The organism is Streptomyces sp. NBC_00045 (assembly GCF_045041095.1).
Classification (GTDB): Bacteria; Actinomycetota; Actinomycetes; order Streptomycetales; family Streptomycetaceae; genus Streptomyces.
Genome location: NZ_CP108271.1, coordinates 3774230 through 3800124, shown reverse-complemented (window position 1 = coordinate 3800124; position 25895 = coordinate 3774230). Strand labels below are relative to the sequence as shown.

Sequence of the window (25895 nt, the reverse complement as noted above, 5' to 3'; positions counted from 1 at the left end):
GAGGGGCGTACGGCCTACCTCACGGAGTGCGGCGGTCCCCGGGCCAGTAGGCTTGGGGACCGGCCCCGTACACGCCCACATCACTCCGAGGAGCACCCCGTGCTTGAGGCATTCTTCACCTCCCTGCTGATCCTGGTCTGCGTCGGCGTGCTCGCCTTCACCGGCCTCGCAGTGAAGAAGCTGTACCAGGGCCAGCGCTGATCATCCGATCGGCCGCCGACCCGGACCCGGAACCCCTCCCACAGATCGCCTGAGCAGCCATTCATGATCCAGATCCCGTCCGACCTGAACCCGGGCCTCGTCCCCCTCGCCTTCCTCCTCGGTACCTGGGAGGGCGCGGGCGTATTCGACTTCCCCGGTGAAGAGAAGTGCAACTTCGGCCAGGAAGTCGTCTTCAGCCACGACGGCCGGGACTTCCTGGAGTACACCTCCCACAGCTGGGTCCTCGACGCCGAGGGCAACAAGGTGCGGCCGCTGGAGTCCGAGTCCGGCTACTGGCGCATCGACAAGGACCGCAAGGTCGAGATCGTCATGGTCCGTGACCAGGGCGTCGTCGAGGTCTGGTACGGCGAGCTCGCCGACCAGAAGCCGCAGATCGACCTGGCCACGGACGCCGTCGCGCGCACCGCGGCCTCCGGCCCGTACAGCGGCGGCAAGCGGCTCTACGGCTACGTCAAGAGCGACCTGATGTGGGTCGGCGAGAAGGCCACGCCGGACGTCGAGCTGCGCCCGTACATGTCGGCCCAGCTCAAGAAGGTCGTCACCCCCGAGGAGGTTGCCGAGATGGCGCGCAACCTCCCCGACATGCCGGACGACGGCATCGCCTTCTTCCGCTGAGTCCTTGAGTCGGGCGGACATCCACAGAGCGTGCAAGAAGGGGACCGCGGGCCGAGCCCGCGGTCCCCTTCGCGCGCTTACACTGGCCGGGTGGGGAGCATCGGAGACACCGAGAGTGCCGACTGGAAGAGCGACCTGCGGCAGCGCGGATACCGGCTGACCCCGCAGCGCCAGCTCGTGCTGGAAGCCGTCGACACGCTGGAACACGCGACACCGGACGAGATCCTCGCCCACGTGCGCAAGACCGCGTCCGGGGTCAACGTCTCCACCGTCTACCGCACGCTGGAGCTCCTGGAGGAGCTGAAGCTGGTCTCGCACGCCCACCTCGGGCACGGGGCCCCCACGTACCACCTCGCCGACCGGCACCACCACATCCACCTGGTCTGCCGCGAGTGCACCGACGTGATCGAGGCGGACGTGGACATCGCCGCCGAGTTCACCGCGAAGCTCCGCGCCACCTTCGGCTTCGAGACCGACATGAAGCACTTCGCGATCTTCGGACTGTGCAAGAAGTGCGCCGCCAAACAGCACGCCGCTCCGGCATAGGAGCGGCCCGGGCAGGGCCGTAGGCTTGGTGGCATGACCAGCAGCCCCTTGCTCCATCTCCCCGGCGCCGTACCGGCCGAAGGCCGCGACGAGGGCGTCGCCGCCCACTACGGAGAGCTGTACGGCGAACAGCGCGCGCTCGCCGACGGCCGCGGTTTCGTCGACCTCTCGCACCGCGGGGTCGTCGCCGTGACCGGACCGGAGCGGCTGAGTTGGCTGCACCTGCTGCTCACCCAGCACCTGACGGAACTCCCGCCCGGGCAGGCCACCGAGGCGTTGATCCTTTCCGCGAACGGCCACATCGAGCACGCGCTCTACCTCGTCGACGACGGCGAGACCGTGTGGGCGCACGTGGAGCCCGGCACCCAGGACGCGCTGATCGCCTACCTGGAGTCGATGAAGTTCTTCTACCGCGTCGAAGTCGCCGACCGGACCGCCGACTTCGCCGTCGTGCACCTGCCGGCCGGCTCCATCGCCGAGGTCGCCGAGGAGTACGCCGTACGGGAGACCGCGCACGGCCGCGACGTCTTCCTGCCCCGCGCCGAGCTGGAGGCCTTCGCCGCCGCCCACGCGCCGGCCGCCGGGCTCCTCGCGTACGAGGCCCTGCGCGTCGAGGCGCACCGGCCGCGGCTCGGCCTGGAGACCGACCACCGGACCATCCCGCACGAGCTGGGCTGGATCGGCACCGCCGTGCACCTCCAGAAGGGCTGCTACCGCGGCCAGGAGACGGTGGCCCGCGTCCACAACCTCGGCAAGCCCCCGCGCCGACTGGTCTTCCTGCACCTCGACGGCTCGGAGGTGCTGCTGCCGGCGCACGGCACCCCGGTCCGGCTCGCCGCGGACGGGGAGGAGGGCCGCCAGCTGGGCTTCGTGACCACCGCGGTCCGCCACCACGAGCTGGGCCCGATCGCGCTCGCCCTGGTCAAGCGGAACGTGCCGGTCGACGCCCCGCTGCTGGCCGGGACGACGGCCGCCGCGCAGGAGGTCGTCGTAGCGCCCTAACGGTCCTACACGTCGATGACGATGGTGAACGGGCCGTGGTTGGTCAGCGAGACCCGCATGTCCGCGCCGAACCGGCCCGTTTCCACCGTCGCGCCCAGCGCGCGCAGCTGCGCGACGACCTCGTCGACCAGCGGCTCGGCGACCTCGCCCGGCGCCGCCGCGTTCCACGTGGGGCGCCGGCCCTTGCGGGCGTCTCCGTAGAGCGTGAACTGGGAGATCACCAGTAGCGGCGCGTTCACGTCGCTACAGGACTTCTCCGCCTCCAGGATCCGCACGGACCACAGCTTTCGAGCCAGTTGCGCCGCCTTCTCCGGGGTGTCGTCGTGGGTCATGCCCACCAGCACGCACAGCCCCTCGCCGACGATCTCGCCCACGGTCTCACCGGCCACGACGACGCTCGCGCCGTCCACCCTCTGCACCACTGCTCGCATACCACCTGTGTACCAGGCGTGCACCCATCAGGGGCCGATCGGGTGGCGTGGGACTGCACCGGCACCACGGAGAGTGGCACGATGCACGCAGGCGGTGCTTCTCACCGGTCCCACGGGCCGGGCGAGACCCCATGCACCGGTCGAGGGGACGGACACGTCACATGAACACTTCTGGTACCTCCGTACCTGCATCACCCGCGGCCACTCCGACAGGCGCGGCCCGACCGCCCGCGCAGCGCACGGGCGAGGAGCAGGCGCTGACCACGCCCGCCACCGCGCTCGGACTGCCGGAACTGCGCACGCTGCGCCGCGACGCGCAGCGCGACGAGGCCGACCTGAGCTACGTACGCAGACTCCTCCAGGGCCGGATCGACATCTTGCGCGCCGAACTGGCCCGGCGCACCGACCCGCAGGCCCCGGTGACCGCGGAGCCTCCGGTCGTCGACAGGCTCTCGGAGATCCTCGCCGACGCGCCCTCGCGCCGCAGCGCCTCCGCCCGGCACGTCACGCTCGGCACCCCGCACAGCGAGGAGTTCCGGCTGCTGGCCGCGGAGATGCTGTCCGACGTGGAGCTGTCGGACCTGGACGCCCGGACCGACGGGGAGCTGCACGACGCGATGGGCCGGTTGGTGCGTTACGAACAGCAGGTCTCGCGGCGCCGGCAGCAGCTCCAGCGCACGGCGGACGGCTGCAGCGCGGAGATCACCCGGCGCTACCGGGAGGGCGAGGCACAGGTGGACGACCTCCTGGTGTAGGGCCGGCGGCCGGCCGGCGCGGGTAATTCGGGCGACTCGCGCCGGGGCGGCGGTTTAGCGTGGCCGGTCATGAGCGCAGACGTCCGGCCGATCGCCGAATCCGAACTCTCCGAGTGGCTCAGGGCCGTATCCACCGGCTTCCTGCGGCCCGACCGCGTCACCGAGTCCGATCTCGCCCAACGGGCCAAGCACACCGACCTGCACCGCGCGCTGGGTGCTTTCGACGACGCCACGGGACGCTGCGTGGCCACCCTGCGCTCCGTCGAGCAGGAGCTGACCGTCCCCGGCGGGGCGACCGTGCCCGCGAGCGCCGTCACCAACGTCGCCGTGCTGCCCACGCACCGCCGCCAGGGCCTGCTGAACCGGATGATGGCCACCGAGCTGGCGGCCGCGAAGGCGCGCGGCGACGTCGTGTCCACGCTGATCGCCGCCGAGTACCCGATCTACGGGCGGTACGGGTTCGGGCCCGCCGCCTCGGTCTGCGAGTGGGAGATCGACGTGAGCCGCACCGGGCTCGACCCGCGCTGGTCCGGGCCCGCGGACGGCGGCCGGATCGAGCTGGTGGACGTCGCCGAGGCGCGGACGATCGGGCCCGGGCTGCACGAGCGGCTGCGGGCGTTCTCGCCCGGCACGGTCAACCGCAGCGCGCGCTGGTGGAGCCTGGCCACCGGCCTGGAGGAGATCTCCACCCGGCCGTACAAGGAGGCGTTCCACGCCGTGTACCGGACGGCGGACGGCGAGCCTGCCGGCCTCGTCGTGTACACGTCCGACGACCACTGGACGGACGGCAAGGTCCCGCTCAACACCGTGCAGGTCAAGGACCTGATCGCGGTCACTCCCGACGCGCAGCGCGCACTGTGGCACTTCCTGTGCTCCATCGACTGGGTCCTGAAGGTCCGCACCGGCTACCGCGCCCCCGACGACCTCGTCGCCCAGCTGCTCCCCGACCCGCGCGCCGCCCGGATCGTGACGGCCTCCGACTTCCTGTGGGTGCGCCTCCTGGACGTCGCACGGGCGCTGGGCGCGCGGACGTACGCCGTGCCCGGAGTCCTCGTACTGGACGTGACGGACCCGGCGGGGCCGGCCGCCGGCCGCTACCGGCTCGACGCGGGCACCGGGAAGTGCACGCCCACCGAGGACCCGGCGGACCTGCGCCTCGACGCCTCCGCGCTGGGCTCCCTCTACCTCGGCGACGAATCGGCGGTGCGCCTCGGCGCGCTCGGCCGGATCGCGGAGGAACGGCCGGGGGCGCTGGCGCTGGCGGACGCGGTGTTCCGCACCGCACGGCGCCCGTGGTGCCCGGACGTCTTCTGACCCCGCAGTCTTGTCCTGTTGGAGTACGAACCGAGGAGCGGACTGAGCCACGTGGCTTCGATTGTGGAAACCCTGCGTGCGGCGGGCTGCGTGTTCGCCGAGGAAGAAGCGCAACTGCTGTCGGCGGCCGCCGAGGACGAGGGGCACCTGGCGGACCTGGTGGCACGCCGGGCCGGCGGCGAACCCCTGGAACACGTCGTCGGATGGGCGGAGTTCTGCGGACTGCGCGTGCGCGTGGGAGAGGGTGCGTTCGTACCGCGCCGGCGCACCGAGTTCCTGGTGCAGGAGGCGGTGTCCCTGGCCCGGCCCGACGCCGTCGTACTGGACCTGTGCTGCGGGGTCGGCGCGCTGGGCGCGGCGGTGGCGGCGCAGCTCGGCCCCCGGGTGGAACTGCACGCCGCGGACATCGACCCGGCGGCGCTGGCGTACGCACGGCTCAACGTGACCCCGTACGGCGGGCAGGTCCACCGGGGCGACCTGTACGCGGCGCTCCCCGACTCGCTGCGCGGCCGGGTGGACCTCCTGGTGGTCAATGCCCCGTACGTACCGACCCAGGAGATCGGGCTGCTGCCCCCGGAGGCCCGTGAACACGAGCCGCTGACGTCCCTGGACGGTGGCGCGGACGGCCTGGACATCCACCGCCGGGTCGCGGCCGGGGCCCTGCCCTGGCTGGCTCCGGGCGGCCGGCTGCTGATCGAGACGAGCGCCAGGCAGTCCCCGCAGACGGCCTCGGCCCTCTCGGCGGCGGGCCTGGCGGTCCGCGCGGCCACCTCGGAGGAGCTGTGCGCAACGATCGTGATCGGGACCCGCGCGGCCTAGGGAAGGCCTAGGGAAGGCTTAGGGAAGGTCGGCGGTCACCAGGGCCCCGGCGAGGGACCGGCCGGTCCGGCGCGCCCACCGCGCCCGCTCCCGGACCTCGCGCAGGCTGCGGGGCCGGTAGCCGGGCCCGCAGCCGCAGCAGGCCTGCTGGAAGCCGATCCCGGCGTCCAGCAGTACGGCGACCACGCGCCACGCGGCGACGTCCCGACGCGGCGGCGCCTCGAAGGAATCACCGGCGTGCACCAGTGCCCTCCGGCACCGCGGACACCGGTGTCCGAGCTCCTGGCCCCGCTCGTCGTACCTGTCCCGCTTGAGCGAGATCCGGCAGGCCGTGCAGACGTGAGCGAACCGATGGGGCATGGAACTGACCCGCCTCCTACTCGTAGATCCGTGCGGCGCCGAGCTGTTCGGCGATCGACCGCCATCCGACCGGCTCCAGTTCGTGCGCGAAGGGCGTCGCCGCGAGCCACGAGGCCCAACCGTCGAACCACGCGTCCGCGGTGCCGTGCGCCCAGCTCCCGCCGTCGCCGGCCCACAGGCCGCGCGCGGCACGGGCGCGCAGCTCCCGCCGGTCGCGGGCGAAGTCCACGGCCAGCGTCGCCACGTACCGGCGCAGCTGCGCCGCGTCCGACACCGCGTCCTCGTCCGTGGCGGGCTCGGCGAGCGCCGCGTCGGGGCGCGGCTCGGCCGTGCGCGCCCGGTACAGCTGGCAGGCCAGCCCGCGCCAGCCGCCGCCGAGCACGGCGGTGCCGTCGAGGTGCCGGTCCAGTACCGTCACCCAGCCCCAGAGGAAGCCGTCGACGCCCCGGTGCGCCCGGCCGTGCTCGTCCTCGGCCGCCAGCAGGAGCAGGTAGGCGACGAGGTCCGGGCGGGACTCGACCCGGTCCCAGGCCTCGATGTTCTCGGGTGCGGACATCCTGCGAGCGTACGGACAACACGGCGGCCCGGCCAACGAGTTCACGGGCCGGCGGGACGGCGGGTCCCGCTCGCGGCTGTCACGGTCTCCCGCCACCGCCGCCACCGCCTTACGCTGGCGGGGTGACGCTTGAGGACCTCGTACGGCTGCGCCGGGCCCGGGACATGATGGACCGCGAGTACGCGCAGCCCCTGGACGTGCCGGCATTGGCGCGCGTCGCCCTCATGTCGCCGGGGCACTTCTCCCGCAGCTTCCGGGCCGCGTTCGGGGAGACCCCGTACAGCTACCTGATGACCCGCCGCGTCGAGCGGGCCAAGGCGCTGCTGCGGCGGGGCGACCTGAGCGTGACCGAGGTCTGCTTCGAGGTCGGCTGCACCTCGCTGGGTTCGTTCAGCTCGCGCTTCACCGAGCTGGTCGGCGAGAGCCCGAGCGCGTACCGGGCCCGCAGTCATGAACCGGGCGCGGCCATTCCGGCGTGCATCGCCAAGATCCTCACCCGGCCGGTCAGGAACGGGCCGGGCGAGAGCGGGCCGGGCGGGAGCGGTCCGAGCGGGAGCGGTCCGAGCGGGGAAGCGGAAACCTCCGGCCGCGCTTAGCGTCGGATGCATGGAAATCAAGCTGTCCCAGTGCTTCATCGCGGTCGACGACCACGACAAGGCGCTCGCCTTCTACCGTGACGCCCTCGGCCTTGAGGTCCGCAACGACGTGGCGTTCGAGGGGATGCGCTGGGTGACCGTCGGCTCGCCCGCGCAGCCGGACGTGGAGATCGTCCTCGAACCGCCGGCCGCGAACCCGAACGCCGCGCCCGCCGACCGGCAGGCGATGGCCGAGCTGCTGGCCAAGGGCATGCTGCGCGGCGTGATCTTCTCCACCGACGACGTCGACGCCGCCTTCGAGCGCATCCGGGCCGCGGGCGGCGAGGTGCTCCAGGAACCGGTGGACCAGCCCTACGGGGTCCGCGACTGCGCCTTCCGCGACCCGGCCGGCAACATGCTGCGCATCAACCAGTCGCGCCCCCGGTGAGGCGCGCCCGGTGGAGCCGCACGTGGGTGATTTTGCAAGCAGGCGCTTGCAATAGTTAGCAGCGTCCGGCAGGATCGGGGCATGGCATCGCTCAACGTCGGAAATCTCGGCGAATACCTCCGCGAACAGCGGCGGCAGGCCCAGCTCTCGCTGCGGCAGCTCGCCGATGCCGCGGGGGTGTCGAATCCGTACCTGAGCCAGATCGAGCGCGGGCTGCGCAAGCCGAGCGCGGACATCCTCCAGCAGCTCGCCAAGGCGCTGCGGATCTCCGCGGAGACGCTGTACGTGCAGGCCGGGATCCTCGACGAGCGGGACCGCGACGAGGTCGAGACGCGGGCCGCCATACTCGGCGACCCGTCCATCAACGAGCGGCAGAAGCAGGTGCTGCTCCAGATCTACGACTCGTTCCGCAAGGAGAACGCGACCGAGGCCGACCCGGCCGGCGCGGACGACGTGATGCACCCTACGAACTGAACTGTGATCCGGGAGGACCAGCCACATGGCCATCGCCGATGACCTGAAGAAGACCCTCACCGACCCGACTCCGCTCTACTTCGCCGCCGGCACCGCCGACCTCGCGGTGCAGCAGGCCAAGAAGGTGCCCGGGCTGATCGAGCAGCTGCGCGCAGAGGCCCCCGCGCGCATCGAGGCCGTGAAGAACACCGACCCGAAGATCGTGCAGGAGAAGGCGCGGGAGGCGCAGGAGGCGGTCACCGCCAAGTTCGCCGAGGTACTGACCGCGATCGACCCGAAGAAGCTCGGGGAGACCGCCCAGGACCTGGCACTGCGCGGCGTCGGCGTGGCCGCCGAGTACGCCGTGCGCGCCAAGGAGACCTACGACAAGGTCGCCGAGCACGGCGAGCAGACCGTGCGCACGTGGCGGGGCGAGGTCTCCGAGGAGATCGTCGACATCGCGGTCGCCGTCGAGCCGGCCGCCCCCGCCGACGCCCCGGCAAAGGCGTCGGCCGAGGGCGAGGCCGCGGGCTCCGACGAGGAGAAGCCGGCCGTCCGCCGGACCGTGGTGCGCAAGAACAACACGAAGAAGGCCGCCACCGTGACGGCCGACGAAAGCTGATTCGGTGTGGGCGGGCCGGGCACCTGAAGGGTGTCCGGCCCGTTGTTGTCTGCGAGAGCCGCTCTCCCGGTAGCGTGGAGACAGGCGGCACATCGGGCGTGCGTAGCGTGAGAAGGCGGTCAAGGCGATGTTGATGAACGGGTTCGACAACGGCGTGCTTCCGCTGCTCGGCTTCGCCATGCTGGCACTGGCCGTCGTGGCCTTCGTCTTCGCACTGCTGGCGCGGGAGGACGCGTACCGGGCCGCCGACAAGCAGAGCAAGACGTTCTGGCTGGTCATCCTCGGCGTGACCGTGGTGGTGGACTTCTTCCTCGGAATGCTCTTCCTGGAGATCGCCGGCCTCGTCGCGACCATCGTGTTCCTCGTCGACGTACGCCCGGCCCTCAAGCAGGTCTCGGGCGGCGGACGGGGCGGCCGCCGCAGCGGCGGCAGCAGCAGCGACGGCCCGTACGGCCCGTACAACGGCGGCCGCTAGCGCAGGCGGGGCGACCCGGACACTGCTTAGCCCTCCGCGCGGGAGAGCAGGACCACCGCCACGTCGTCGGTGAGCTCGCCGCCGTTCAGGCGCCGCGCCTCCGTGACGGAGGCCTCCAGCAGCCCCTCACCGCTCAGGCCGCGGTCGAGGTGCCGGTTGATCATCTCGACCATCCCGTCCTGCCCGAGCCGCTCCTTGCCTTCGCCGATGCGGCCCTCGATCAGGCCGTCGGTGTACAGCATCAGGCTCCAGGTGCCGCCCAGCTCGACCTGGCGGCGCGGCCAGCGGGCCTTGGGCAGCAGCCCGAGCGCCGGTCCGCTGTTTTCGTACGGGAGCAGCTGCGCGCGCCGGCCGGGCCGGGATATCAGCGGGGCCGGATGGCCCGCCAGGCACAGGCCCGCGCGGCGGCCGTCGGGGGAGATGTCCACCGTGCACAGGGTCGCGAAGATCTCCTCGCAGGGGCGCTCCACCTCCAGGACCTCCTGGAGCGTCGACAGCAGGTCGTCGCCGCACAGGCCGGCCAGGGTCAGGGCACGCCAGGCGATGCGGAGCTCGACGCCGAGGGCTGCCTCGTCGGGGCCGTGGCCACAGACGTCGCCGATCATGGCGTGGACGGTGCCGTCGGGCGTGCGGACGGTGTCGTAGAAGTCCCCGCCGAGGAGGGCGCGGCTGCGGCCGGGGCGGTAGCGGGCGGCGAAGCGGAGGTCGGAGCCTTCGAGGAGCGGGTTGGGGAGCAGGCCGCGTTCCAGGCGGGCGTTCTCCTGGGCCCGAAGTTTCGATTCTGCAAGCTTGTACTGGGCGATGTCCGCCCGTTTTCTCTCCACCGCGTAGCGGATCGCCCGGCTGAGGAGGCGGCCGTCGAGCTCGTCGCGGAAGAGGAAGTCCTGGGCGCCGACCCGTACGGCCTCGGCCGCGCGCTCGGCGTCGGCCTCGGCGGTCAGGACGAGGACGGCGTGGCGGGGCGCGATCCGGAGCACCTCGCGGAGGGTGGCCAGCTGGTCGACGACGGCGGTGGCGGTGCCCGTGCCGGCGCCCACGCCCGGGCTTGAGGCGCCCGGAGTCCCCGAGAGGGAGAGGTCCAGCAGGATGCAGTGCACGTCCTGGGTGAGCAGGCGCGCGGCCTCGGTGAGGTTGCGGGCGGTGCGGAGCCGGATGCGGTGCCGGTCTGCGTCGAGGATCTCGGGGACGGTGAGCCCGCCCGCGGGGTCGTCCTCGATCACCAGCAGGGTCAGGGACGCCTGGGGCGCGGTGGCGTGCGCGACTGCAGGCGCATTCGCCTGAGCGCTCTCCGTGGCGGGGGTGTCCCTCTGCCGCGGTACGGGTACGGCCATCGTCTCCGGTTCCTTCCCTCCCCCCGAGGGTGCGTCCGGCCGACCCTAGCGGTCGCCGGCCGGAGAGCGGAATGGCGTTCTGGCCAGGGCCACCGTCATATGCCGTATCGCGGGGGAAAATCCGCCTCACTGAAAGAGCGCTGAATGACGAACGTCACGGCGGGGGGCGTCGTCGTCCCGTCTGACGAGACGTCCCGAAGCCCCCCGGGGTTCCCCCGCCCGGCTCCTCGGCGGAGCCGGTGATCAGGCGTCGGGGCGGACCACGGCCTTGATCGGCATGGAGCCCGCGCCCGTCAGGGTGATGTTGCGGCCCGGGCGGGGGGCGTGGACGATCGCGCCGTCGCCCACGTACATCCCGACGTGGCTCGCGTCGTCGAAGTAGATGATCAGGTCACCCGGCCGCATGTCCTTGATCGCGACCTTCGGCAGCAGTCGCAGCTGCTCCTGCGAGGTGCGCGGGATGTTCTTGCCCGCCGCCCGCCAGGCCTGCGACGTGAGGCCGGAGCAGTCGAAGGAACCCGGGCCCTCGGCGCCCCACTCGTACGGCTTGCCCATCTGCCCGGTGGCGTACTGGACCGCCTTCTTGCCCGACTCCGACGCCGAGCTGTTGATCTCCTTCAGTACGCCCGTCGACAGCCACGCCGTCTGCGACTTGTACTGCGCCTCCTGCTCCAGCTGGATCAGTCGGGCCTTCTCCTCGGCCTGCAGTTTGCTCTCCAGCACCTCGGCCGACTTGATCTTCTCCTCGATCTGCTTCTTCGAGGTCTCCTGCTTGACCCGGTTGGCTTCCAGCTTCTGCCACTGCGCGCTGGCGTCCTTCGCGTACTGCTGCAAGTCGCTCTGCGTGCGGTTCATTTCGGAGAGCAGGTCCGTCGTCGCCTTCTCGCCCTGGCGGATCCGGTCCGCCCCGTCGAGGAACTGGCTCGGGGTGCCGCTCAGGGCCAGCCGCGCGCCGGCCGGCATGCCGCCCGAGCGGTACTGGGCGCGTGCGGCGGCCCCCACGCGGTCCTTCAGCGCCGTGATCCGGTCCTGGCCGGCCACCACCTGCTTCGCGATCTCGACGATCTTGGCGGACTGCGCCTTCACCTCGCCCTCGGCGAGGTTGTACGCGTCCGTCGCCGTTCCCGCCTCGCGGTACAGTCCGTCGATCTCCTTGCGCACCTGCTCAAGGGATTTGGCGCCCGGCTCGGGCGCCGGCGCCGCCTGCGCCACGCCCGTCGCGCCCACGACGCTCGACACCGCCAACAGCGCCGTCGCACACAGCAGCGTGAGAGTGGACGCGCCGCTGCGCCGCCTACGCTCCACGGTCCCCATGGTCCCCCCAAGGTGCCCCGAGTCCGATCCGGTATTAGATCTGACTATTCATCAGTAACTTTGCGCTGCCTTCGGGATGGTGCCACGAGTCGGTGAAATCCAACACCCTCACGGGACCCCTCCCGATCTTGTGCCAGTCCCCCACACCGATCCCCGCCGACTCAACGGGCCGCCCCGCCAACCGGTTCCCCCGCCGCGCCACATTCACCCCGCCGGGCGCAACGCCTCCCAGCGCACCGTCAGTTCCCCCTGCCGCCAGCGCCCCGGTCCGTCCGCGAGCGGCCAATCGCCGGCCAGTGCCCGCGCCGTCCGGATCCAGCGCTGCCGCGCCCCGTACGAGGCGTAGGGGGCCGCCGCCGCCCACGCCCGGTCGAAATCGCGCAGGAACGCGTGCACCGGCTCGCCCTGCACGTTGCGGTGGATGAGCGCCTTCGGTAGCCGCTCCGCCAGGTCCGAAGGGCGTTCCAGGGAGCCCAGCCGGGTCGCGAACGTCACCGTGCGCGCCCCCTCGGGTCCCAGCGCGACCCACACGTGGCGCCGCCCGATCTCGTCACAGGTCCCCTCGACGAGCAGCCCGTCCGGAGCCAGCCGCGCGCACAGCCGCTCCCAGACCGCCGCCACCTGCTCCTCGTCGTACTGGCGCAGGACGTTCGCCGCGCGGATCAGCGCCGGCCGCACCCCGCCCTCCAGCGGCACCTCGAACCCGCCGTGCCGGAAGCTGAGCCCCTCCCGCTCGTACGGCTTCGCCCCCGCGACCCGTGCCGGCTCGATCTCGATGCCGACCACCCGCACCCGCGGCGCCGCCTCCCGCAGCCGGGCCAACAGCTCCACCGCGGTCCACGGCGCCGCTCCGTAGCCGAGGTCCACCGCGACCGGGGCCTCCGCGCGGCGCAGCGCCGGCCCGTGGGTGGCCGCGATCCAGCGGTCCATGCGGCGCAGCCGGTTCGGATTCGTCGTCCCGCGCGTCACCGTGCCCACAGGGCGACGCGGGGGCGGGGCGGAGCGGGAGGACATGCGCCGAGAGTAAGCGGAGCGCCCCCGCCGGATGAAAAGCAGACGCCCGGGAAAAAACAACGCGTTCCCCGGAATGCGGGACGCGGCCGTCCGGGTTGCACTCCTTGAAGGGCGCCCCGCGCGCTCCGTACCGCCATGCCCGTCCGCCGTCCGTCCGCTGTCCGAGAGCCGTCCGAGCGAGAGGAAATGCTCCCTTGAGCCAGTACGTGTCCCGTCTCGGCGGCAGCCTCGGCGGGCGCATCGCCGCCGCCCGCAGCACCCGCCACGACCCGCCCCGCCTACGCCTGCCGGCCGTCGGCCACCACCGCAAGCCGCGCCGCGTCGCCATGCTCAGCGTGCACACCTCGCCGCTGCACCAGCCCGGCACCGGCGACGCCGGCGGCATGAACGTGTACATCGTGGAGCTCGCCAAGCGCCTCGCCGCCATCAACATCGAGGTCGAGATCTTCACCCGCGCCACCGAAGGCGGCTTGCCGCCCGTGGTCGAGCTGGCTCCCGGGGTCCTCGTACGGCACGTGGACGCGGGCCCGTACGAAGGCCTCGCCAAGGAGGAGCTCCCGGCCCAGCTGTGCGCCTTCACCCACGGCGTCATGCAGGCCTGGGCCGGCCACCGGCCCGGCTACTACGACCTCGTCCACTCCCACTACTGGCTCTCCGGCCACGTGGGCTGGCTCGCCGCCGAACGCTGGGGCGTCCCCCTCGTACACGCCATGCACACCATGGCCAAGGTCAAGAACGCCGCACTGGCCGAGGGCGACACTCCCGAGCCCGCCGCCCGCGTCATCGGCGAGACCCAGATCGTGGCCGCCGCCGACCGGCTCATCGCGAACACCACCGAAGAAGCCGACGAGCTCGTACGGCACTACGAGGCCGACCCCGGCAAGGTGGCCGTCGTCCACCCCGGCGTGAACCTCGACCGCTTCACCGTCGCCGACGGCCGGGCCGCCGCCCGCGCCCGCCTCGGCCTGCCGCAGGACGCCGTCATCCCGCTCTTCGCCGGCCGGATCCAGCCGCTGAAGGCCCCCGACATCCTGCTGCGCGCGGTCGCCGAGCTCGTCGACCGCGACCCCTCGCTGCGCCGGCGCCTGTTCGTCCCCGTCGTCGGCGGGCCCAGCGGCAGCGGCCTCGCCAAGCCGGAGGGACTCCACAAGCTCGCGGCCAAGCTCGGCATCGCCGACCTCGTCCACTTCCACCCGCCGGTCCGCCAGGACGCCCTCGCCGACTGGTTCCGGGCGGCGTCCGTGCTGGTCATGCCCTCGTACAACGAGTCCTTCGGGCTCGTCGCCATCGAGGCCCAGGCCACCGGCACGCCGGTGCTCGCCGCCGAGGTCGGCGGACTGCCCGTCGCCGTCAACGACGGTGTGACGGGGATCCTCGTACCCGGGCACGACCCGGTGGACTACGCGCGGGAGCTGCGGCGCTTCGTGGACGACCCGGGGCTCGCGGACCGGATGGGCGACCAGGCCGCGCGGCACGCGCAGTTCTTCGGCTGGGACACCGCGGCCAGCGGCACGGCGGACGTGTACACCGCGGCGATGCATGATCACCGCCGTCGCGTACGCTCCCACCATGGCTGACACCGCCGCGATCATCGAGTCCACGCTGGCCGGCGCCGAGCTGAGCTGGGAGAGCCCCGAGCCGGGCTCCTACGTCGTCCAGCTCCCCGGCACCCGCAAGCTGAGCACCACCTGTTCGCTGCGGATCGGCCGGCACTCGCTGTCGGTCAACGCCTTCGTGATCCGCCACCCCGACGAGAACGAGGCGGGCGTCCACCGCTGGCTGTTGGAGCGCAACCTCAAGCTGTACGGGATGGCCTACGCGGTCGACCGCCTCGGCGACGTCTACCTCACGGCCCGGCTCCCGCTGTCGGTGGTGAACCCGGAGGAACTGGACCGGCTGCTCGGTACGGTCCTGGAGGCGGCGGACGGAGCCTTCAACACCCTGCTGGAGCTGGGCTTCGCCAGCGCGATCCGCCGCGAGTACGAATGGCGCGTCTCGCGCGGCGAGCCGACCCGCAACCTGGACGCCTTCAAGCACCTGACGCAGCCGTCCTGAAACACCGCGCGCGCCGTGCGGAGCCACGCCGCCCGCGAGGGCGAGGGCTCCGTACGGCGCGCGGTGGACGCCCCTAGAGCTCGACGGCGGCGACGACGGGGGTCGGGGCCTGGGCCGGGGCCGGAACGGCAACCACCGGAGCCGGGACCGGAGCCGATGCAGGGGTGACCGCCGGCGGCACCGGCTCGCCCTGCGACAGGTTCCGCATCAGCAGCCAGTAGCCCAGCGCCGCCACCGTGCCCAGCAGCGCCACGGACGCCCACAGCCAGCCCGCCCCCCACCGGTCGATCATGAACCCGGCCATCAGCGGAGCCACCAGCGAGGCCACCGCCCACGACATCGTGTACATGCCCTGGTAGCGGCCGCGCCCGTGCAGCGGCGAGAGCCGGGCGACCAGCCCCATCTGCGTCGGCGAATTGATGATCTCGGCCAGCGTCCACACGCACACCGTCAGCCCGAGGCTCCACACCGATCCGGCGAAGGCCGTCAGTCCGAACCCGTACCCGGCCAGCAGCGCCGAGACCACCAGCAGCTTCTGCGGGTCGCCCTGCTCCAGGAACCGGGTGACCGGGATCTGCAGCAGCACGATCAGCACCCCGTTGACGGCGATGACCAGGCCGTAGTCCCCGGCGGAGAAGCCATCCGAGCCCATCGCCAACGGCAGCCCGAACGACCCCTGCGTGAAGATCAGCGAAATCAGGAACGACAGCCCGACCACGCCCATGAAGCGCCCGTCCCGCAGCACCGTGCCGAGCCCGATCTCCGGTTCGGCGGCGGCCTCCTGCGCGGCGGTCCGCTCCGGCCGCGTCTCCGGCAGCTTCACGTACACGAGCACCGCGCAGACCAGCGTCAGCGCCGCCTCGCCGAGGAACCCGGCGAGGTAGCTGTACTCGGCGACGAAGCCCGCCGCCGTCGCCGAAACGGCGAAGCCGAGGTTGATCGCCCAGTAGTTCAGCGCGAACGCCCGGACCCGGTCCTGCGGCCGCACGAGGTCGGCCATCATCGCCTGCACCGCCGGGCGAGAGGCGTTCGAGGTCATGCCGACCAGCAGCGCCACCGCCGCGATGGCCGCCGGATGCTGCATGAAGCCGAGCAGCGCCACCGAGAACGCCGTCGAGGCCTGGGCCGCCATCAGCGTCGGGCGCCGGCCCAGCCGGTCGGTCATCACCCCGGCGACCAGCGAGGAGATCACCCCGCCGAGCCCGTGCAGGGCCACCACGAGTCCCGCGAAGGAGGCCGAATAGCCCCGGTCCACGGTCAGGTACAGGGTCATGAACGTGGCGACGAAGGCTCCGAGCCTGTTCACGAGGGTGCTGGTCCACAGCCACCAGAACTCCCGGGGGAGGCCGGCCACGCTCTCGCGCGCCGCCCGTCTGAGACTGGCAACGGACATACGGAATCCCCCCGGCAATGTAAGTGGCTCTTATGCTCAACGCACCCTACGAGTGGGGGGTCTGCGAAGGCCACCGGATTGACGCGTACCGTCAATCCACGGCCGTGGACACCGCGCGCAAGCGCCTCCGCGCGTCCACTAGGCTCGTACGCATGGCCGACGCACCGTACAAGCTGATCCTCCTCCGCCACGGCGAGAGCGAATGGAACGCGAAGAACCTGTTCACCGGCTGGGTGGACGTCAATCTCAACGAGAAGGGCGAGAAGGAGGCGGTCCGCGGCGGTGAGCTGCTCAAGGACGCCGGCCTGCTCCCCGACGTCGTGCACACCTCCCTCCAGAAGCGCGCCATCCGCACCGCGCAGCTGGCGCTGGAGTCCGCAGACCGCCACTGGATCCCGGTCCACCGCTCCTGGCGCCTGAACGAGCGCCACTACGGTGCGCTCCAGGGCAAGGACAAGGCGCAGACCCTCGCCGAGTTCGGCGAAGAGCAGTTCATGCTGTGGCGCCGCTCGTACGACACCCCGCCGCCGGCCCTTGAGGACGGTACGGAGTTCTCCCAGTCCGAGGACCCGCGCTACTCCTCCATCCCGCCGGAGCTGCGCCCCAAGACGGAGTGCCTGAAGGACGTCGTCGTCCGCATGCTCCCGTACTGGTACGACGGCATCGTCCCGGACCTGCTGGCCGGCCGCACGGTCCTGGTCGCCGCGCACGGCAACTCCCTGCGCGCCCTGGTCAAGCACCTGGACGGCGTCTCCGACGCCGACATCGCGGGCCTGAACATCCCGACCGGCATCCCGCTCGCCTACGAGCTCGACGCCGAGTTCAAGCCCCTCAACCCGGGCGGCACCTACCTCGACCCGGCCGCCGCGGCGGCCGCCATCGAGGCCGTCAAGAACCAGGGCAAGAAGAAGTAAGTTTCGTGATCATGCCTCCCACCTGCGCATACGGCGCGGGCGGGAGGCATTTTCAGACCCTGGGGCAACTCTGGGCCCTCAGCGCGGCGGGTCTTGCGGGCGGAGCGCCTCGCCGAGAGCCTTCCGGGCCCGGTCCCGGCTGCTGGGCATCAGGTGCGCGTAGCGCGTACACCTTCAGAGTCAGCCCGGGGTCGGAGTGCCCGAGGTGCTCGGCTTCAGCTCCTCGCAGCCTGCTGCTGCGGCTGCCAGTCGGGCGCGCCGTGCCAGTGCGGCGGCTGACCGGAGCCCGTGCGCGGACAGGGCCCTGTCCGGAGACTCCAGGCAGGGCCCTTGCGCTGACTCGGCGGCGTGACGGCCGCCTTGGCCGGGTAACGGCCCTCTCGCGTGGAAGGGGGTCAGGGGGCGGCCGGCGCGGCGGGCTTGGCCGCCGGCGCGGCGGGCACGGCCGGGGCGACGGCCGTTGCGGCGGGCTTGGCCAGGAGGGACTCCGCCGTGTCCTGGAGCGCGGCCACGTTGCCGTTGGACAGGACGATGTTGGGGTTCAGGACGCGCTCGATCGGCACGTGCACGACCTCCGAGATGTCGGAGACGTTGAGGTTGTCGAGGAGCGAGAGCAGCGGGTTGTCGACGGCCTGGGCGGGCGCACCGCCGAGGAGCAGGACGGTGCCGGCGAGAGCGCCGACGAGCGAGGTTCGATTCAGCTTCATGCGCGGGGAACGCCCCGCCCGTTCCCCCGGTTACCGCCCCACCCCACCGGTCCCCCGTTCAGCCCCGCCCGCCCCGCCCGTCCGGCCGAACCCGCCCCCTTCCCGCCGCGCACAGAGCCCCCCGCTCGCCGGGGAACGGCGGGCGGGGGCTCCGATGAGGCGGTGGACTACTTCGCGCGCGAGCACCCCGCGGCGCGTGGCTGCGGGGCGCCTTGTGGGGGTTCAGTCGACCTGCTCCCCGTTGTGCGTACCGCCCTTGCAGACGTTGTCCGTCAGATCGGGCGTTCCGCCGCCCTGCTTGCACTCAGAAGGGGTGACGTAGGTTGCGGCACCCTGTGCGGTGGCGGCGGTAGCGGTGGCGGCGCCTGTGAGGCCAAGTCCGGCGAGGGCTGCCGTGGCGATGACGGCGGCGAGGATTCGTCGAATGCGCATGTGGTTTCCCTTTCACGGATTGCCTCGGTTGGGGCACTAGCCAGCTTGATGTTCACCCATGTGGGTGGCACGTCATGTTGGGCCATTCGGGTGACAGGTCTGGCAGGTCTGGCAGGTCTGATGGGTGCGGCGTCCGCAATGGCCCCGTGCCGAGAGCCGTGGGGGAGGCCGTCGCCCGCTCCGCCGGCGCCCGCCCGCCTTGTCGCTTGTCGCCCGCAGGACGAGGACGCTTCCGTACCTGCCGTGGGAACGAAAGCCGCGTCTGACCTGTGAGCCGACAAGCGACAAGCGACGAGCCAGACGGCGACCACCATCGACCGCCCACCCAGGGCAAGAAGTAGCGCCGGGCACGGCGGGCGGGGGGCTTCTGCACGTTCCGTGCGGAGGGTGGGCGTGCCCCGGACGGACCAACGCGCGCGGGGGTGGGGCCGGTCCTACCGTGGAAGGGCAATCGCCGACGCGCGGAGGCCGGTGGCCCCGGGTTGCGCGTGTGGGTTCCGCACGTACTGATAGGCGGTCCGAACATGGCCAAGACCTCCGACACGCCGGTCCTCGACACCCTCGCCGCGATGACCCTCGATTCGATCGAGCGGTGCGGCATGGACGACGGGACGCTCATCCTGACCCGCATTGCCGCTCTCGTGGCCATGGATGCGCCGCCGGTCTCCTACCTCGCCCACATCGGTGCCGCGGCCAAGGCCGACCTCAGCGCCGAGCAGATCCAGGACGTGCTCGTCGCGATCGCCCCCGTCGTGGGCACCGCACGCGTCATGTCGGCCTCGGGGCACATCGCGCAGGCACTCGGCTTCGGCATCGCTTTGGAGGAGGCCGAGGCCGAGGCGATGGCGGAGGCCGACGCCGATGCCCGGAGCCGCGGCAAGTCCTGAGCCGGCGCCGAGCGCACCGGGCCCACGCGCGAAGGACCCCGTCCGACGTTTACGGACGGGGCCCTTCGCACACGGGATGCCGGGGCGGCGGGTCAGCCGCCGCACTGGCAGGGCGCGCCGGACTGGCAGCCGCAGCCGCAGCCCGAGCCGCAGCCGCAAGCCGCGAGCAGCGGGAGCCGTAGCGGTTCGGGTCGGGGCTGCTGTTCTTGGTCCGGGGTGATGGGAACGGGGGAATCGGGCATGGATCCTCCTCGCAGGCGGCGTGCGTGGCGTCGTAGTGCCTTCGCCCTCATTCATGCCCAGCCGGACCGGCGCGTCAACGGCGCACTGGGGCAGAACGGCTCAGGGCTCAGACGCCGTCGACCTGCGTCGGCGCCTGCAGCTCGTCCGCGTGCTCGCCCGTCACCAGGTACACCACGCGCTTGGCCACCGACACCGCGTGGTCGGCGAAACGCTCGTAGTAGCGGCCCAGCAGCGTCACGTCCACGGCGGTCTCGATGCCGTGCTTCCAGCGGTCGTCCATCAGGTGCTGGAACAGCGTGCGGTGCAGCTGGTCCATCTCGTCGTCGTCCTGCTCCAGCTGGAGCGCCAGGTCGACGTCCTTCGTGATGATGACCTCCGCCGCCTTCGCCATCAGGCGCTGCGCCAGCTGCCCCATCTCCAGGATGGTCGCGTGCAGGTCCCGCGGCACCGCCGTGTCCGGGAACCGCAGCCGGGCCAGCTTCGCCACGTGCTGCGCCAGGTCGCCCGAGCGCTCCAGGTCCGCGGACATGCGCAGCGAGGTCACCACGATGCGCAGGTCGGTGGCGACCGGCTGCTGGCGGGCCAGCAGCGCGATGGCACGCGCCTCCAGGTCGTGCTGCAGGTCGTCGACCTTCTGGTCGGCGGCGATGACGCTCTCGGCGAGCTTCAGGTCGGCGTCGAGCATGGACGTCGTGGCCCGCCCGATCGCGGAACCGACGAGCCGGGCCATCTCGACCAGGCCTTCTCCGATCGAGTCCAGTTCCTCGTGGTACGCGTCACGCATGGGTTGTCCCTCTCTTGCCTACTGCCTCTACTGCCTCTACTGCCCGTGGGCCGGGCCGGGGCGGCCTACTGCCCCACGTTGACACGGTGGGCCGCGAACGCGTCCGACTCCGGCATCACAAGTGAATCAACCCCGTCGGCACGGTGAACTCTGGGCGACGACTGTTCGAGGTGCCACCCGAACGGCTGTGGAAGTGCCGTCGCGCCTGCTTAACCTGGATCCATGGACGTGAACGCGGCGGTCGCCGCAGCTGCAGCGATCGCCGGTCTTTGCACCGGTGTGATCGCGATGCTGGCGTTCCGCTGGAGCGAGCGCGACCAAGCCCGCCCCACCCGGAGCTCCATGCGCCCCGACATCAACGCGGTGCTCCCGCCCGGCGTGGACACCGTCCTCTCCGTGCTCCGCTCCTCCGCCGTCGTACTCGACGAGGGTGACGCGGTGGTCAAGGCCAGCTCGGCGGCGTATGCCCTCGGACTGGTCCGCGGCGGCAAACTGGCCGTCGAGCCCATGCTCCACATGGCCCGCGACACCCGCCGCGACGGGGAAATACGCCAGGTCGAGCTCGACCTGCCCCGGCGCGGCACCGGCCGCGGCGAGGCCCTCGCCGTCTCGGCGCGCGTCGCCCCGCTCGGCTCCCGGCTCGTCCTGCTGCTCGTCGAGGACCTCACCGAGGCCCGCCGCATCGAAGCCGTACGGCGCGACTTCGTCGCGAACGTCTCGCACGAGCTGAAGACCCCGGTCGGGGCGATCTCCCTGCTCTCCGAGGCCGTCATGGACGCCGCGGACGACCCCGAGGCGGTCAGCCGCTTCGCCGGCCGCATGCAGATCGAGGCCGCCCGCCTGATCAACCTCGTACAGGAACTCATCGACCTCTCCCGGGTGCAGAACGACGATCCGCTGGAGGACGCGGAGCCCGTACGAGTGGACACGCTGGTCGCCGAGGCCATCGACCGCTGCCGCCACACGGCGTCCTCCAAGCAGATCATCATGGCCGCCGGCGGCACCGCCGACCTGCGCGTCTGGGGCCACCGCGGACAGCTCGCGGCAGCCCTCGGCAACCTCGTGGAGAACGCCGTCAACTACAGCCCCGCCCGTACCCGCGTCGGCATAGCCGGACGTAGGGTCTCGGCGCCTGGGGGAGACTTGATCGAGATCGCCGTGACCGACCAGGGCATCGGCATCCCGGAAAAGGACCGCGAGCGCATCTTCGAGCGCTTCTACCGTGTGGACCCGGCCCGCTCCCGCGCCACGGGAGGAACCGGCCTCGGCCTTGCGATCGTGAAGCACGTAGCGGCCTCGCACGGCGGAGAGGTGTCCGTATGGAGCTCCGAGGGTCAGGGCTCCACGTTCACCCTGCGCCTGCCGGAAGCAGCCGCTCCGACCCAGGCTCCCGCGGCCACCCCGGCCACGGAACCCCTACCCAGCCACCCCACCCCTGCCTGAACCGCGCACCGCAAAGAACCACGCCAGCCATTCCTGCCCCGGAGGTCCTTCCGTGACCCGAGTGCTCGTCGTCGAGGATGAGGAATCCTTCAGCGACGCCCTTTCCTACATGCTCCGCAAGGAGGGCTTCGAGGTCGCCATCGCCGCGACCGGGCCCGACGGGCTCGACGAGTTCGAGCGCAACGGCGCCGACCTCGTCCTCCTTGACCTGATGCTGCCCGGCCTGCCCGGCACCGAGGTCTGCCGGCAGCTGCGCGGCCGCTCCAACGTGCCCGTCATCATGGTGACCGCCAAGGACAGCGAGATCGACAAGGTCGTCGGGCTGGAGATAGGAGCCGACGACTACGTCACGAAGCCCTTCTCCTCGCGGGAGCTGGTCGCCCGCATCCGCGCGGTCCTGCGCCGCCGCGGCGAGCCGGAGGAGGTCACTCCGGCCGCGCTGGAGGCCGGACCCGTACGCATGGACGTCGACCGCCATGTGGTGACGGTGGCCGGCGCCAAGGTGGACCTCCCCCTCAAGGAGTTCGACCTGCTGGAGATGCTGCTGCGCAACGCGGGCCGCGTGCTCACGCGCATGCAGCTGATCGACCGGGTGTGGGGCGCGGACTACGTCGGCGACACCAAGACCCTGGACGTCCACGTCAAGCGCCTGCGCGCCAAGATCGAGCCGGACCCGGGCGCGCCGCGCTACCTGGTCACGGTCCGCGGCCTGGGCTACAAGTTCGAGCCGTAGGCCCGCGGCGCTCGCGCGTAATGCGTAGGCGAAAGGGCCCCCGTCCGCTCCTGCGGACGGGGGCCCTTTCGCCTACGTGCTGTTGCCGGGGTCAGTGACCGGCGCTGTGCGACGGGGAACCCGACGGGGTGCCTGCCGGCGCGCCCGAAGCGGCGCCCGACGGGGTCGTGGCGGGCGAGCCGGACGGGCTGCCCGACGGCGTGCCCGAGGGGCTGCCCGACGGGGTGGCGCCGGGTGCGGCGACCGGCGCCTCGGTCGGACCGAAGCCCGCGTACATGCCGGTGTTCGGGACGACGAACGCAGCGATCTCGACGTCACCCGCGTTGCTCAGCTGGAAGACGACCTTCTGCGCGTTGCCGTTCTGCACGCCCTCGCCGCCCTCGATCACGGCGGACGCGTTGCCCTTGCCGCCCAGGACCACGGAGCCTCCGGCGGGCACGGTCACCTTGCCGGCACCCTCGGCGGGCTTCAGCACGACCTTGACATTGCCACCCGGGAGGGTGATCGCGTCAAGCGTCTGCGGCTTGGTGCCGCTGTTGAAGACCGTCGCGGAGACCGCGGCGGGGCCCTTCTTGCCCTTCTCGCCCGGAGTGATCACCAGCGCGTTCTGGATCTTGATGTCGCCCTTGGTGACGGCGGCGTTGTCCGGCTTGATCTGGAGCGTCTCCGCGTTGGTGCCTGCACCGCAAGCGGCCAGCGAGGCGATCGAGAACACGATGGCAGTGGCGGCGAGGGCGCCGCGTCGAAGGCTGCGGCTCACGGCGGCGGCAACTCCTTGGACGTACGGAACGGAAGGGTGGGCAGTCTCGGGGCGACCGAGGTAAAGCCGCCCTAAGGGTGTGTCAGCGCGCTTAGGTTACCGAGCCGCCGCCCCGCCCCCGCACCCGACCCTCCGCAGCGCACGGGCCGCCCTGCACCGCCTCCACGATCTTGCATTCCGCCGGGGCTTCCGGCCGCCCTTGCGCCCGTCCTTCCGCGTGGCACTTCCCGCGGTGTTCATCTGCCGATCACATGCCACCCGCATATCGCGCGCCGAGCCTGCGGTGATCAATTCCGGGATTCCTTCGAACAAGCCCGGGTGATCAATTCCGGATTGGGCCGGAACCGCTCCGTACTGGTGCCCGCCAGTCGAACGGAGTAGTTCGGTTTCCCGGCTTCGAAACCGGCAAAACGGGACGTACGTCACACTGGCGGGGTCGTCGCCCAGGTGTAACGTGGCCGTTTCGCCCGGTCCGCACAACACCTCCGACCTGCGAATACCCCCCTCCGGAAGCCCGCCGCAGCACGTTCCTGTCGCTGTTGTCAAGCCCCGAGATGTGCCCTGACCTGCGAAAACGCCATTCATAACAGTCAGTTCTCGTGTTACCCTGGATAGCCACGGAAGGGGTACCTGTCACATGACGTTCAAGGTTGGCGACACCGTGGTCTATCCCCATCACGGGGCCGCGCTGATCGAGGCCATCGAAACTCGCCAGATCAAAGGCGTGGACAAGACCTACTTGGTGCTCAAGGTCGCCCAGGGCGACCTGACGGTTCGTGTGCCTGCGGACAATGCGGAGTTCGTCGGCGTTCGCGACGTAGTCGGCCAGGACGGGCTGGACCGGGTCTTCGAGGTGCTTCGTGCACCGTATGCCGAAGAGCCGACGAACTGGTCCCGGCGCTACAAGGCAAATCTGGAGAAGCTCGCTTCTGGCGATGTCATCAAGGTCGCCGAAGTGGTGCGTGACCTGTGGCGTCGTGAGCGTGAGCGCGGGCTTTCCGCGGGTGAGAAGCGCATGCTCGCGAAGGCGCGCCAGATCCTGGTGAGCGAGCTCGCGCTCGCTGAGAACACCAATGAGGACAAGGCTGAGGCCCTCCTCGACGAGGTCCTCGCGTCCTGACGCGAAACCCCGTCTACACAGTTGTGCCGCGGTGCCCGATGACAAGCCCTCTCCTCCACGAGGGGGCTGTTGCCGGGCGCTGCGGCATGTCTGTACCCACACCTCTTACACGTTTCCACCGGCGCGCCGGGTCCGGACAGCCTGCTCGGCCGGTCGTCACGGAAGGGGCGAGGGCGTCGCACCCGGCACCCTTCAGGCCATACCCATGTCGGCCGAAGTCACAAACCTGGCTCGGAGCTACTGATGTCTGACGAATCGCGGGCCCACCGCACCGCCGCGGTGATCCCGGCCGCCGGCCGCGGGGTACGCCTCGGCCCCGGCGCCCCCAAGGCCCTGCGGGCCCTCGGCGGCACCCCCATGCTCATCCACGCCGTCCGCGCGATGGCCCGCTCCCGGGCCGTCTGCCTCGTGGTCGTCGTCGCCCCGTCCGACGGCGCCGCCGACGTGCGCCGGCTCCTCGACGAGCACGCCCTGACCGACCGCACCGAGATCCTGGTCGTCCCCGGCGGAGACACCCGCCAGGAGTCCGTACGCGCCGGCCTCGCCGCGCTCCCCGCGGACATCACCTCCGTCCTCATCCACGACGCCGCCCGCCCGCTCGTCCCCGTGGACACCGTCGACTCCGTCGTCGAGGCCGTACGCGACGGCGCGCCCGCCGTCGTGCCCGCCCTGCCGCTCGCCGACACCGTCAAGGAAGTCGAGCCCGGCGGGCCCGGCGAGCCCGAACCGGTCGTCGCCACCCCCGAGCGCGCCCGGCTGCGCGCCGTCCAGACCCCGCAGGGCTTCGACCGCGCCACCCTCGTCCGCGCGCACGAGAGCATCGCCGTCAACGGCGAGGGCGCCACCGACGACGCCGGAATGGTGGAACAGCTCGGCATCACCGTCATGGTGGTCCCCGGCCACGAAGAGGCCTTCAAGGTCACCCGCCCGCTCGACCTGGTCCTCGCCGAGGCCGTACTCGCCCGCAGGAGGGCCACCGATGCGTACTAGCCCCGCAGGATCCGGATCCCAGGCCCCGGCCGCCGCCGCGCCGCTGATCCCGCTCGTCGGCATCGGCACCGACGTACACGCCTTCGAGACCGGCCGCGAGCTGTGGTGCGCCGGCCTGCTCTGGGAGGGCGAGGACGGCCTCGCAGGCCACTCCGACGGCGACGTCGCCGCCCACGCCGCCTGCGACGCCCTGTTCTCCGCCGCCGGCATCGGCGATCTCGGCGCGCACTTCGGCACTTCCCGCCCCGAATGGTCCGGCGCCGCCGGCGTCACCCTCCTGGCGGAAGCCGCCCGCCTCGTGCGCGCCGAAGGCTTCGAGATCGGCAACATCGCCGTCCAGGTCATCGGCGTACGCCCGAAGATCGGCAAGCGGCGCGACGAGGCGCAGAAGACCCTCTCCGCCGCCGCCGGCGCGCCCGTCTCCGTCTCCGGCACCACCACCGACGGCCTCGGCCTCACCGGCCGCGCCGAAGGCCTCGCCGCCATCGCCACCGCCCTCGTCTACCGGACCAACCAGGCCTAGGCGCGCTCCGTACCATCCCGGAGGCGCTGCTTCCGCAACAAAGCACCCCCGCGCCCCGT

31 protein-coding genes are annotated in these 25895 nt (G+C 71.8%); 20 read left to right on the top strand and 11 right to left on the bottom strand.

Features of this window, described 5'->3' with window-relative positions:
• Positions 1-264 precede the first annotated feature (264 nt).
• From OHA65_RS17695 to OHA65_RS17685, 3 genes are all read left to right on the top strand, one after another.
• Positions 265-837 carry an FABP family protein gene (locus OHA65_RS17695; protein ID WP_030718398.1) on the top strand — a complete coding sequence of 191 codons (573 nt, stop codon included), beginning with the start codon at positions 265-267 and terminating at the stop codon, positions 835-837.
• A gap of 90 nt (positions 838-927) precedes the next feature.
• Positions 928-1383 (top strand): transcriptional repressor, encoded by a 456-nt coding sequence (locus OHA65_RS17690; protein WP_327284072.1) that lies wholly within the window; start codon positions 928-930, stop codon positions 1381-1383.
• 33 nt (positions 1384-1416) lie between these two features.
• Positions 1417-2385, top strand: coding sequence for a folate-binding protein (locus tag OHA65_RS17685; RefSeq protein WP_327284071.1), 969 nt, complete (start codon positions 1417-1419; stop codon positions 2383-2385).
• A 5-nt stretch (positions 2386-2390) separates the two neighbouring features.
• On the opposite strand, the gene dtd is transcribed toward OHA65_RS17685, so the two are convergent.
• Positions 2391-2816: a D-aminoacyl-tRNA deacylase gene (dtd, locus tag OHA65_RS17680; RefSeq protein ID WP_327284070.1), complete on the bottom strand. Its 426-nt coding sequence runs from the start codon at positions 2814-2816 to the stop codon at positions 2391-2393.
• Between the two features lie 161 nt (positions 2817-2977).
• Here dtd and OHA65_RS17675 point away from each other — a divergent pair, with 161 nt between their 5' ends.
• The 3 genes from OHA65_RS17675 (at position 2978) to OHA65_RS17665 (ending at position 5704) form a co-directional block, all read left to right on the top strand.
• Positions 2978-3571 (top strand): AmfC protein, encoded by a 594-nt coding sequence (locus tag OHA65_RS17675; RefSeq protein WP_327284069.1) that lies wholly within the window; start codon positions 2978-2980, stop codon positions 3569-3571.
• Between the two features lie 69 nt (positions 3572-3640).
• Positions 3641-4885: a GNAT family N-acetyltransferase gene (locus OHA65_RS17670; RefSeq protein WP_327284068.1), complete on the top strand. Its 1245-nt coding sequence runs from the start codon at positions 3641-3643 to the stop codon at positions 4883-4885.
• Between the two features lie 42 nt (positions 4886-4927).
• Entirely contained in the window at positions 4928-5704 is a 777-nt protein-coding gene (locus OHA65_RS17665; RefSeq protein ID WP_327285699.1) for a putative protein N(5)-glutamine methyltransferase, read from the top strand.
• Positions 5705-5722: 18 nt separating this feature from the next.
• On the opposite strand, the gene OHA65_RS17660 is transcribed toward OHA65_RS17665, so the two are convergent.
• Both OHA65_RS17660 and OHA65_RS17655 read right to left on the bottom strand, forming a co-directional pair.
• The gene (locus OHA65_RS17660) at positions 5723-6064 is read right to left on the bottom strand and encodes a deoxyxylulose-5-phosphate synthase (RefSeq protein WP_327284067.1); all 342 of its coding nucleotides are present in this window, start codon (positions 6062-6064) and stop codon (positions 5723-5725) included.
• Positions 6065-6080: 16 nt separating this feature from the next.
• Positions 6081-6620 (bottom strand): hypothetical protein, encoded by a 540-nt coding sequence (locus OHA65_RS17655; RefSeq protein ID WP_327284066.1) that lies wholly within the window; start codon positions 6618-6620, stop codon positions 6081-6083.
• A gap of 122 nt (positions 6621-6742) precedes the next feature.
• Between OHA65_RS17655 and OHA65_RS17650 the strand changes: the two genes are divergently transcribed.
• From OHA65_RS17650 to OHA65_RS17630, 5 genes are all read left to right on the top strand, one after another.
• The gene (locus OHA65_RS17650; RefSeq protein ID WP_327284065.1) at positions 6743-7216 is read left to right on the top strand and encodes a helix-turn-helix transcriptional regulator; all 474 of its coding nucleotides are present in this window, start codon (positions 6743-6745) and stop codon (positions 7214-7216) included.
• A gap of 10 nt (positions 7217-7226) precedes the next feature.
• Positions 7227-7643 carry a VOC family protein gene (locus tag OHA65_RS17645; protein ID WP_405762113.1) on the top strand — a complete coding sequence of 139 codons (417 nt, stop codon included), beginning with the start codon at positions 7227-7229 and terminating at the stop codon, positions 7641-7643.
• Between the two features lie 81 nt (positions 7644-7724).
• Complete coding sequence (locus OHA65_RS17640; protein ID WP_327284063.1) at positions 7725-8117, top strand: helix-turn-helix transcriptional regulator; 393 nt, start codon at positions 7725-7727, stop codon at positions 8115-8117.
• 25 nt (positions 8118-8142) lie between these two features.
• Positions 8143-8718 (top strand): hypothetical protein, encoded by a 576-nt coding sequence (locus OHA65_RS17635; protein ID WP_327284062.1) that lies wholly within the window; start codon positions 8143-8145, stop codon positions 8716-8718.
• Between the two features lie 127 nt (positions 8719-8845).
• On the top strand, positions 8846-9193 hold the full coding sequence (locus OHA65_RS17630; protein WP_327284061.1) for a DUF2516 family protein: 348 nt from the start codon (positions 8846-8848) through the stop codon (positions 9191-9193).
• Positions 9194-9219: 26 nt separating this feature from the next.
• On the opposite strand, the gene OHA65_RS17625 is transcribed toward OHA65_RS17630, so the two are convergent.
• From OHA65_RS17625 to OHA65_RS17615, 3 genes are all read right to left on the bottom strand, one after another.
• Complete coding sequence (locus tag OHA65_RS17625; protein WP_327284060.1) at positions 9220-10524, bottom strand: fused response regulator/phosphatase; 1305 nt, start codon at positions 10522-10524, stop codon at positions 9220-9222.
• A gap of 243 nt (positions 10525-10767) precedes the next feature.
• Positions 10768-11838 carry an NlpC/P60 family protein gene (locus OHA65_RS17620; RefSeq protein WP_327284059.1) on the bottom strand — a complete coding sequence of 357 codons (1071 nt, stop codon included), beginning with the start codon at positions 11836-11838 and terminating at the stop codon, positions 10768-10770.
• Between the two features lie 204 nt (positions 11839-12042).
• Positions 12043-12852, bottom strand: a complete 810-nt coding sequence (locus OHA65_RS17615; RefSeq protein ID WP_327284058.1) for a class I SAM-dependent methyltransferase — start codon at positions 12850-12852, stop codon at positions 12043-12045.
• A gap of 194 nt (positions 12853-13046) precedes the next feature.
• Between OHA65_RS17615 and mshA the strand changes: the two genes are divergently transcribed.
• A complete protein-coding gene (mshA, locus tag OHA65_RS17610; RefSeq protein WP_371643941.1) occupies positions 13047-14429 on the top strand; it encodes a D-inositol-3-phosphate glycosyltransferase in 1383 nt (460 codons plus the stop codon).
• A complete protein-coding gene (locus OHA65_RS17605) occupies positions 14422-14907 on the top strand; it encodes a YbjN domain-containing protein (RefSeq protein ID WP_327284057.1) in 486 nt (161 codons plus the stop codon). Before mshA ends, OHA65_RS17605 begins: the two co-directional genes overlap by 8 nt.
• Before the next feature lie 73 nt (positions 14908-14980).
• On the opposite strand, the gene OHA65_RS17600 is transcribed toward OHA65_RS17605, so the two are convergent.
• Positions 14981-16300 (bottom strand): MDR family MFS transporter, encoded by a 1320-nt coding sequence (locus tag OHA65_RS17600; RefSeq protein ID WP_405762111.1) that lies wholly within the window; start codon positions 16298-16300, stop codon positions 14981-14983.
• Positions 16301-16452: 152 nt separating this feature from the next.
• Between OHA65_RS17600 and OHA65_RS17595 the strand changes: the two genes are divergently transcribed.
• Positions 16453-17214 carry a phosphoglyceromutase gene (locus tag OHA65_RS17595; RefSeq protein ID WP_327284055.1) on the top strand — a complete coding sequence of 254 codons (762 nt, stop codon included), beginning with the start codon at positions 16453-16455 and terminating at the stop codon, positions 17212-17214.
• Between the two features lie 395 nt (positions 17215-17609).
• Here OHA65_RS17595 and OHA65_RS17590 read toward each other — a convergent pair whose 3' ends face one another.
• The gene (locus tag OHA65_RS17590) at positions 17610-17921 is read right to left on the bottom strand and encodes a hypothetical protein (RefSeq protein ID WP_327284054.1); all 312 of its coding nucleotides are present in this window, start codon (positions 17919-17921) and stop codon (positions 17610-17612) included.
• A 222-nt stretch (positions 17922-18143) separates the two neighbouring features.
• Positions 18144-18353 carry a hypothetical protein gene (locus tag OHA65_RS17585; protein WP_327284053.1) on the bottom strand — a complete coding sequence of 70 codons (210 nt, stop codon included), beginning with the start codon at positions 18351-18353 and terminating at the stop codon, positions 18144-18146.
• 524 nt (positions 18354-18877) lie between these two features.
• Between OHA65_RS17585 and OHA65_RS17580 the strand changes: the two genes are divergently transcribed.
• Positions 18878-19240 (top strand): carboxymuconolactone decarboxylase family protein, encoded by a 363-nt coding sequence (locus OHA65_RS17580; protein ID WP_327284052.1) that lies wholly within the window; start codon positions 18878-18880, stop codon positions 19238-19240.
• A gap of 349 nt (positions 19241-19589) precedes the next feature.
• On the opposite strand, the gene phoU is transcribed toward OHA65_RS17580, so the two are convergent.
• Entirely contained in the window at positions 19590-20267 is a 678-nt protein-coding gene (gene phoU / locus OHA65_RS17575) for a phosphate signaling complex protein PhoU (RefSeq protein ID WP_053787880.1), read from the bottom strand.
• Between the two features lie 222 nt (positions 20268-20489).
• On the opposite strand from phoU, the gene OHA65_RS17570 reads away from it, so the two are divergent.
• Positions 20490-21710: an ATP-binding protein gene (locus OHA65_RS17570; RefSeq protein ID WP_327284051.1), complete on the top strand. Its 1221-nt coding sequence runs from the start codon at positions 20490-20492 to the stop codon at positions 21708-21710.
• A 52-nt stretch (positions 21711-21762) separates the two neighbouring features.
• A complete protein-coding gene (locus tag OHA65_RS17565) occupies positions 21763-22443 on the top strand; it encodes a response regulator transcription factor (RefSeq protein ID WP_007265514.1) in 681 nt (226 codons plus the stop codon).
• Between the two features lie 91 nt (positions 22444-22534).
• Here the strand turns inward: OHA65_RS17565 and OHA65_RS17560 are convergent, their stop codons facing one another.
• Entirely contained in the window at positions 22535-23203 is a 669-nt protein-coding gene (locus OHA65_RS17560) for a DUF461 domain-containing protein (RefSeq protein WP_329313864.1), read from the bottom strand.
• Between the two features lie 637 nt (positions 23204-23840).
• Here OHA65_RS17560 and OHA65_RS17555 point away from each other — a divergent pair.
• The 3 genes from OHA65_RS17555 (at position 23841) to ispF (ending at position 25836) form a co-directional block, all read left to right on the top strand.
• Positions 23841-24323, top strand: coding sequence for a CarD family transcriptional regulator (locus OHA65_RS17555; protein WP_003953493.1), 483 nt, complete (start codon positions 23841-23843; stop codon positions 24321-24323).
• Between the two features lie 243 nt (positions 24324-24566).
• Entirely contained in the window at positions 24567-25313 is a 747-nt protein-coding gene (ispD, locus tag OHA65_RS17550) for a 2-C-methyl-D-erythritol 4-phosphate cytidylyltransferase (protein WP_327284049.1), read from the top strand.
• Complete coding sequence (gene ispF / locus OHA65_RS17545) at positions 25303-25836, top strand: 2-C-methyl-D-erythritol 2,4-cyclodiphosphate synthase (protein WP_327284048.1); 534 nt, start codon at positions 25303-25305, stop codon at positions 25834-25836. Before ispD ends, ispF begins: the two co-directional genes overlap by 11 nt.
• Positions 25837-25895 lie beyond the last annotated feature (59 nt).

Coding starts and splice junctions, on each gene's coding strand:
- OHA65_RS17555 (WP_003953493.1), top strand. CDS start 23,841: ATGACGTTCAAGGTTGGCGACACCGTGGTCTATCCCCATCACGGGGCC.
- ispD (WP_327284049.1), top strand. CDS start 24,567: ATGTCTGACGAATCGCGGGCCCACCGCACCGCCGCGGTGATCCCGGCC.
- OHA65_RS17640 (WP_327284063.1), top strand. CDS start 7,725: ATGGCATCGCTCAACGTCGGAAATCTCGGCGAATACCTCCGCGAACAG.
- OHA65_RS17695 (WP_030718398.1), top strand. CDS start 265: ATGATCCAGATCCCGTCCGACCTGAACCCGGGCCTCGTCCCCCTCGCC.
- OHA65_RS17620 (WP_327284059.1), bottom strand. CDS start 11,838: ATGGGGACCGTGGAGCGTAGGCGGCGCAGCGGCGCGTCCACTCTCACG.
- dtd (WP_327284070.1), bottom strand. CDS start 2,816: ATGCGAGCAGTGGTGCAGAGGGTGGACGGCGCGAGCGTCGTCGTGGCC.
- OHA65_RS17675 (WP_327284069.1), top strand. CDS start 2,978: ATGAACACTTCTGGTACCTCCGTACCTGCATCACCCGCGGCCACTCCG.
- OHA65_RS17670 (WP_327284068.1), top strand. CDS start 3,641: ATGAGCGCAGACGTCCGGCCGATCGCCGAATCCGAACTCTCCGAGTGG.
- OHA65_RS17570 (WP_327284051.1), top strand. CDS start 20,490: ATGGACGTGAACGCGGCGGTCGCCGCAGCTGCAGCGATCGCCGGTCTT.
- OHA65_RS17635 (WP_327284062.1), top strand. CDS start 8,143: ATGGCCATCGCCGATGACCTGAAGAAGACCCTCACCGACCCGACTCCG.
- OHA65_RS17595 (WP_327284055.1), top strand. CDS start 16,453: ATGGCCGACGCACCGTACAAGCTGATCCTCCTCCGCCACGGCGAGAGC.
- OHA65_RS17605 (WP_327284057.1), top strand. CDS start 14,422: ATGGCTGACACCGCCGCGATCATCGAGTCCACGCTGGCCGGCGCCGAG.
- OHA65_RS17685 (WP_327284071.1), top strand. CDS start 1,417: ATGACCAGCAGCCCCTTGCTCCATCTCCCCGGCGCCGTACCGGCCGAA.
- ispF (WP_327284048.1), top strand. CDS start 25,303: ATGCGTACTAGCCCCGCAGGATCCGGATCCCAGGCCCCGGCCGCCGCC.
- OHA65_RS17660 (WP_327284067.1), bottom strand. CDS start 6,064: ATGCCCCATCGGTTCGCTCACGTCTGCACGGCCTGCCGGATCTCGCTC.
- OHA65_RS17580 (WP_327284052.1), top strand. CDS start 18,878: ATGGCCAAGACCTCCGACACGCCGGTCCTCGACACCCTCGCCGCGATG.
- OHA65_RS17600 (WP_405762111.1), bottom strand. CDS start 16,300: ATGTCCGTTGCCAGTCTCAGACGGGCGGCGCGCGAGAGCGTGGCCGGC.
- OHA65_RS17645 (WP_405762113.1), top strand. CDS start 7,227: ATGGAAATCAAGCTGTCCCAGTGCTTCATCGCGGTCGACGACCACGAC.
- OHA65_RS17590 (WP_327284054.1), bottom strand. CDS start 17,921: ATGAAGCTGAATCGAACCTCGCTCGTCGGCGCTCTCGCCGGCACCGTC.
- OHA65_RS17625 (WP_327284060.1), bottom strand. CDS start 10,524: ATGGCCGTACCCGTACCGCGGCAGAGGGACACCCCCGCCACGGAGAGC.
- OHA65_RS17655 (WP_327284066.1), bottom strand. CDS start 6,620: ATGTCCGCACCCGAGAACATCGAGGCCTGGGACCGGGTCGAGTCCCGC.
- OHA65_RS17630 (WP_327284061.1), top strand. CDS start 8,846: ATGTTGATGAACGGGTTCGACAACGGCGTGCTTCCGCTGCTCGGCTTC.
- OHA65_RS17585 (WP_327284053.1), bottom strand. CDS start 18,353: ATGCGCATTCGACGAATCCTCGCCGCCGTCATCGCCACGGCAGCCCTC.
- phoU (WP_053787880.1), bottom strand. CDS start 20,267: ATGCGTGACGCGTACCACGAGGAACTGGACTCGATCGGAGAAGGCCTG.
- OHA65_RS17615 (WP_327284058.1), bottom strand. CDS start 12,852: ATGTCCTCCCGCTCCGCCCCGCCCCCGCGTCGCCCTGTGGGCACGGTG.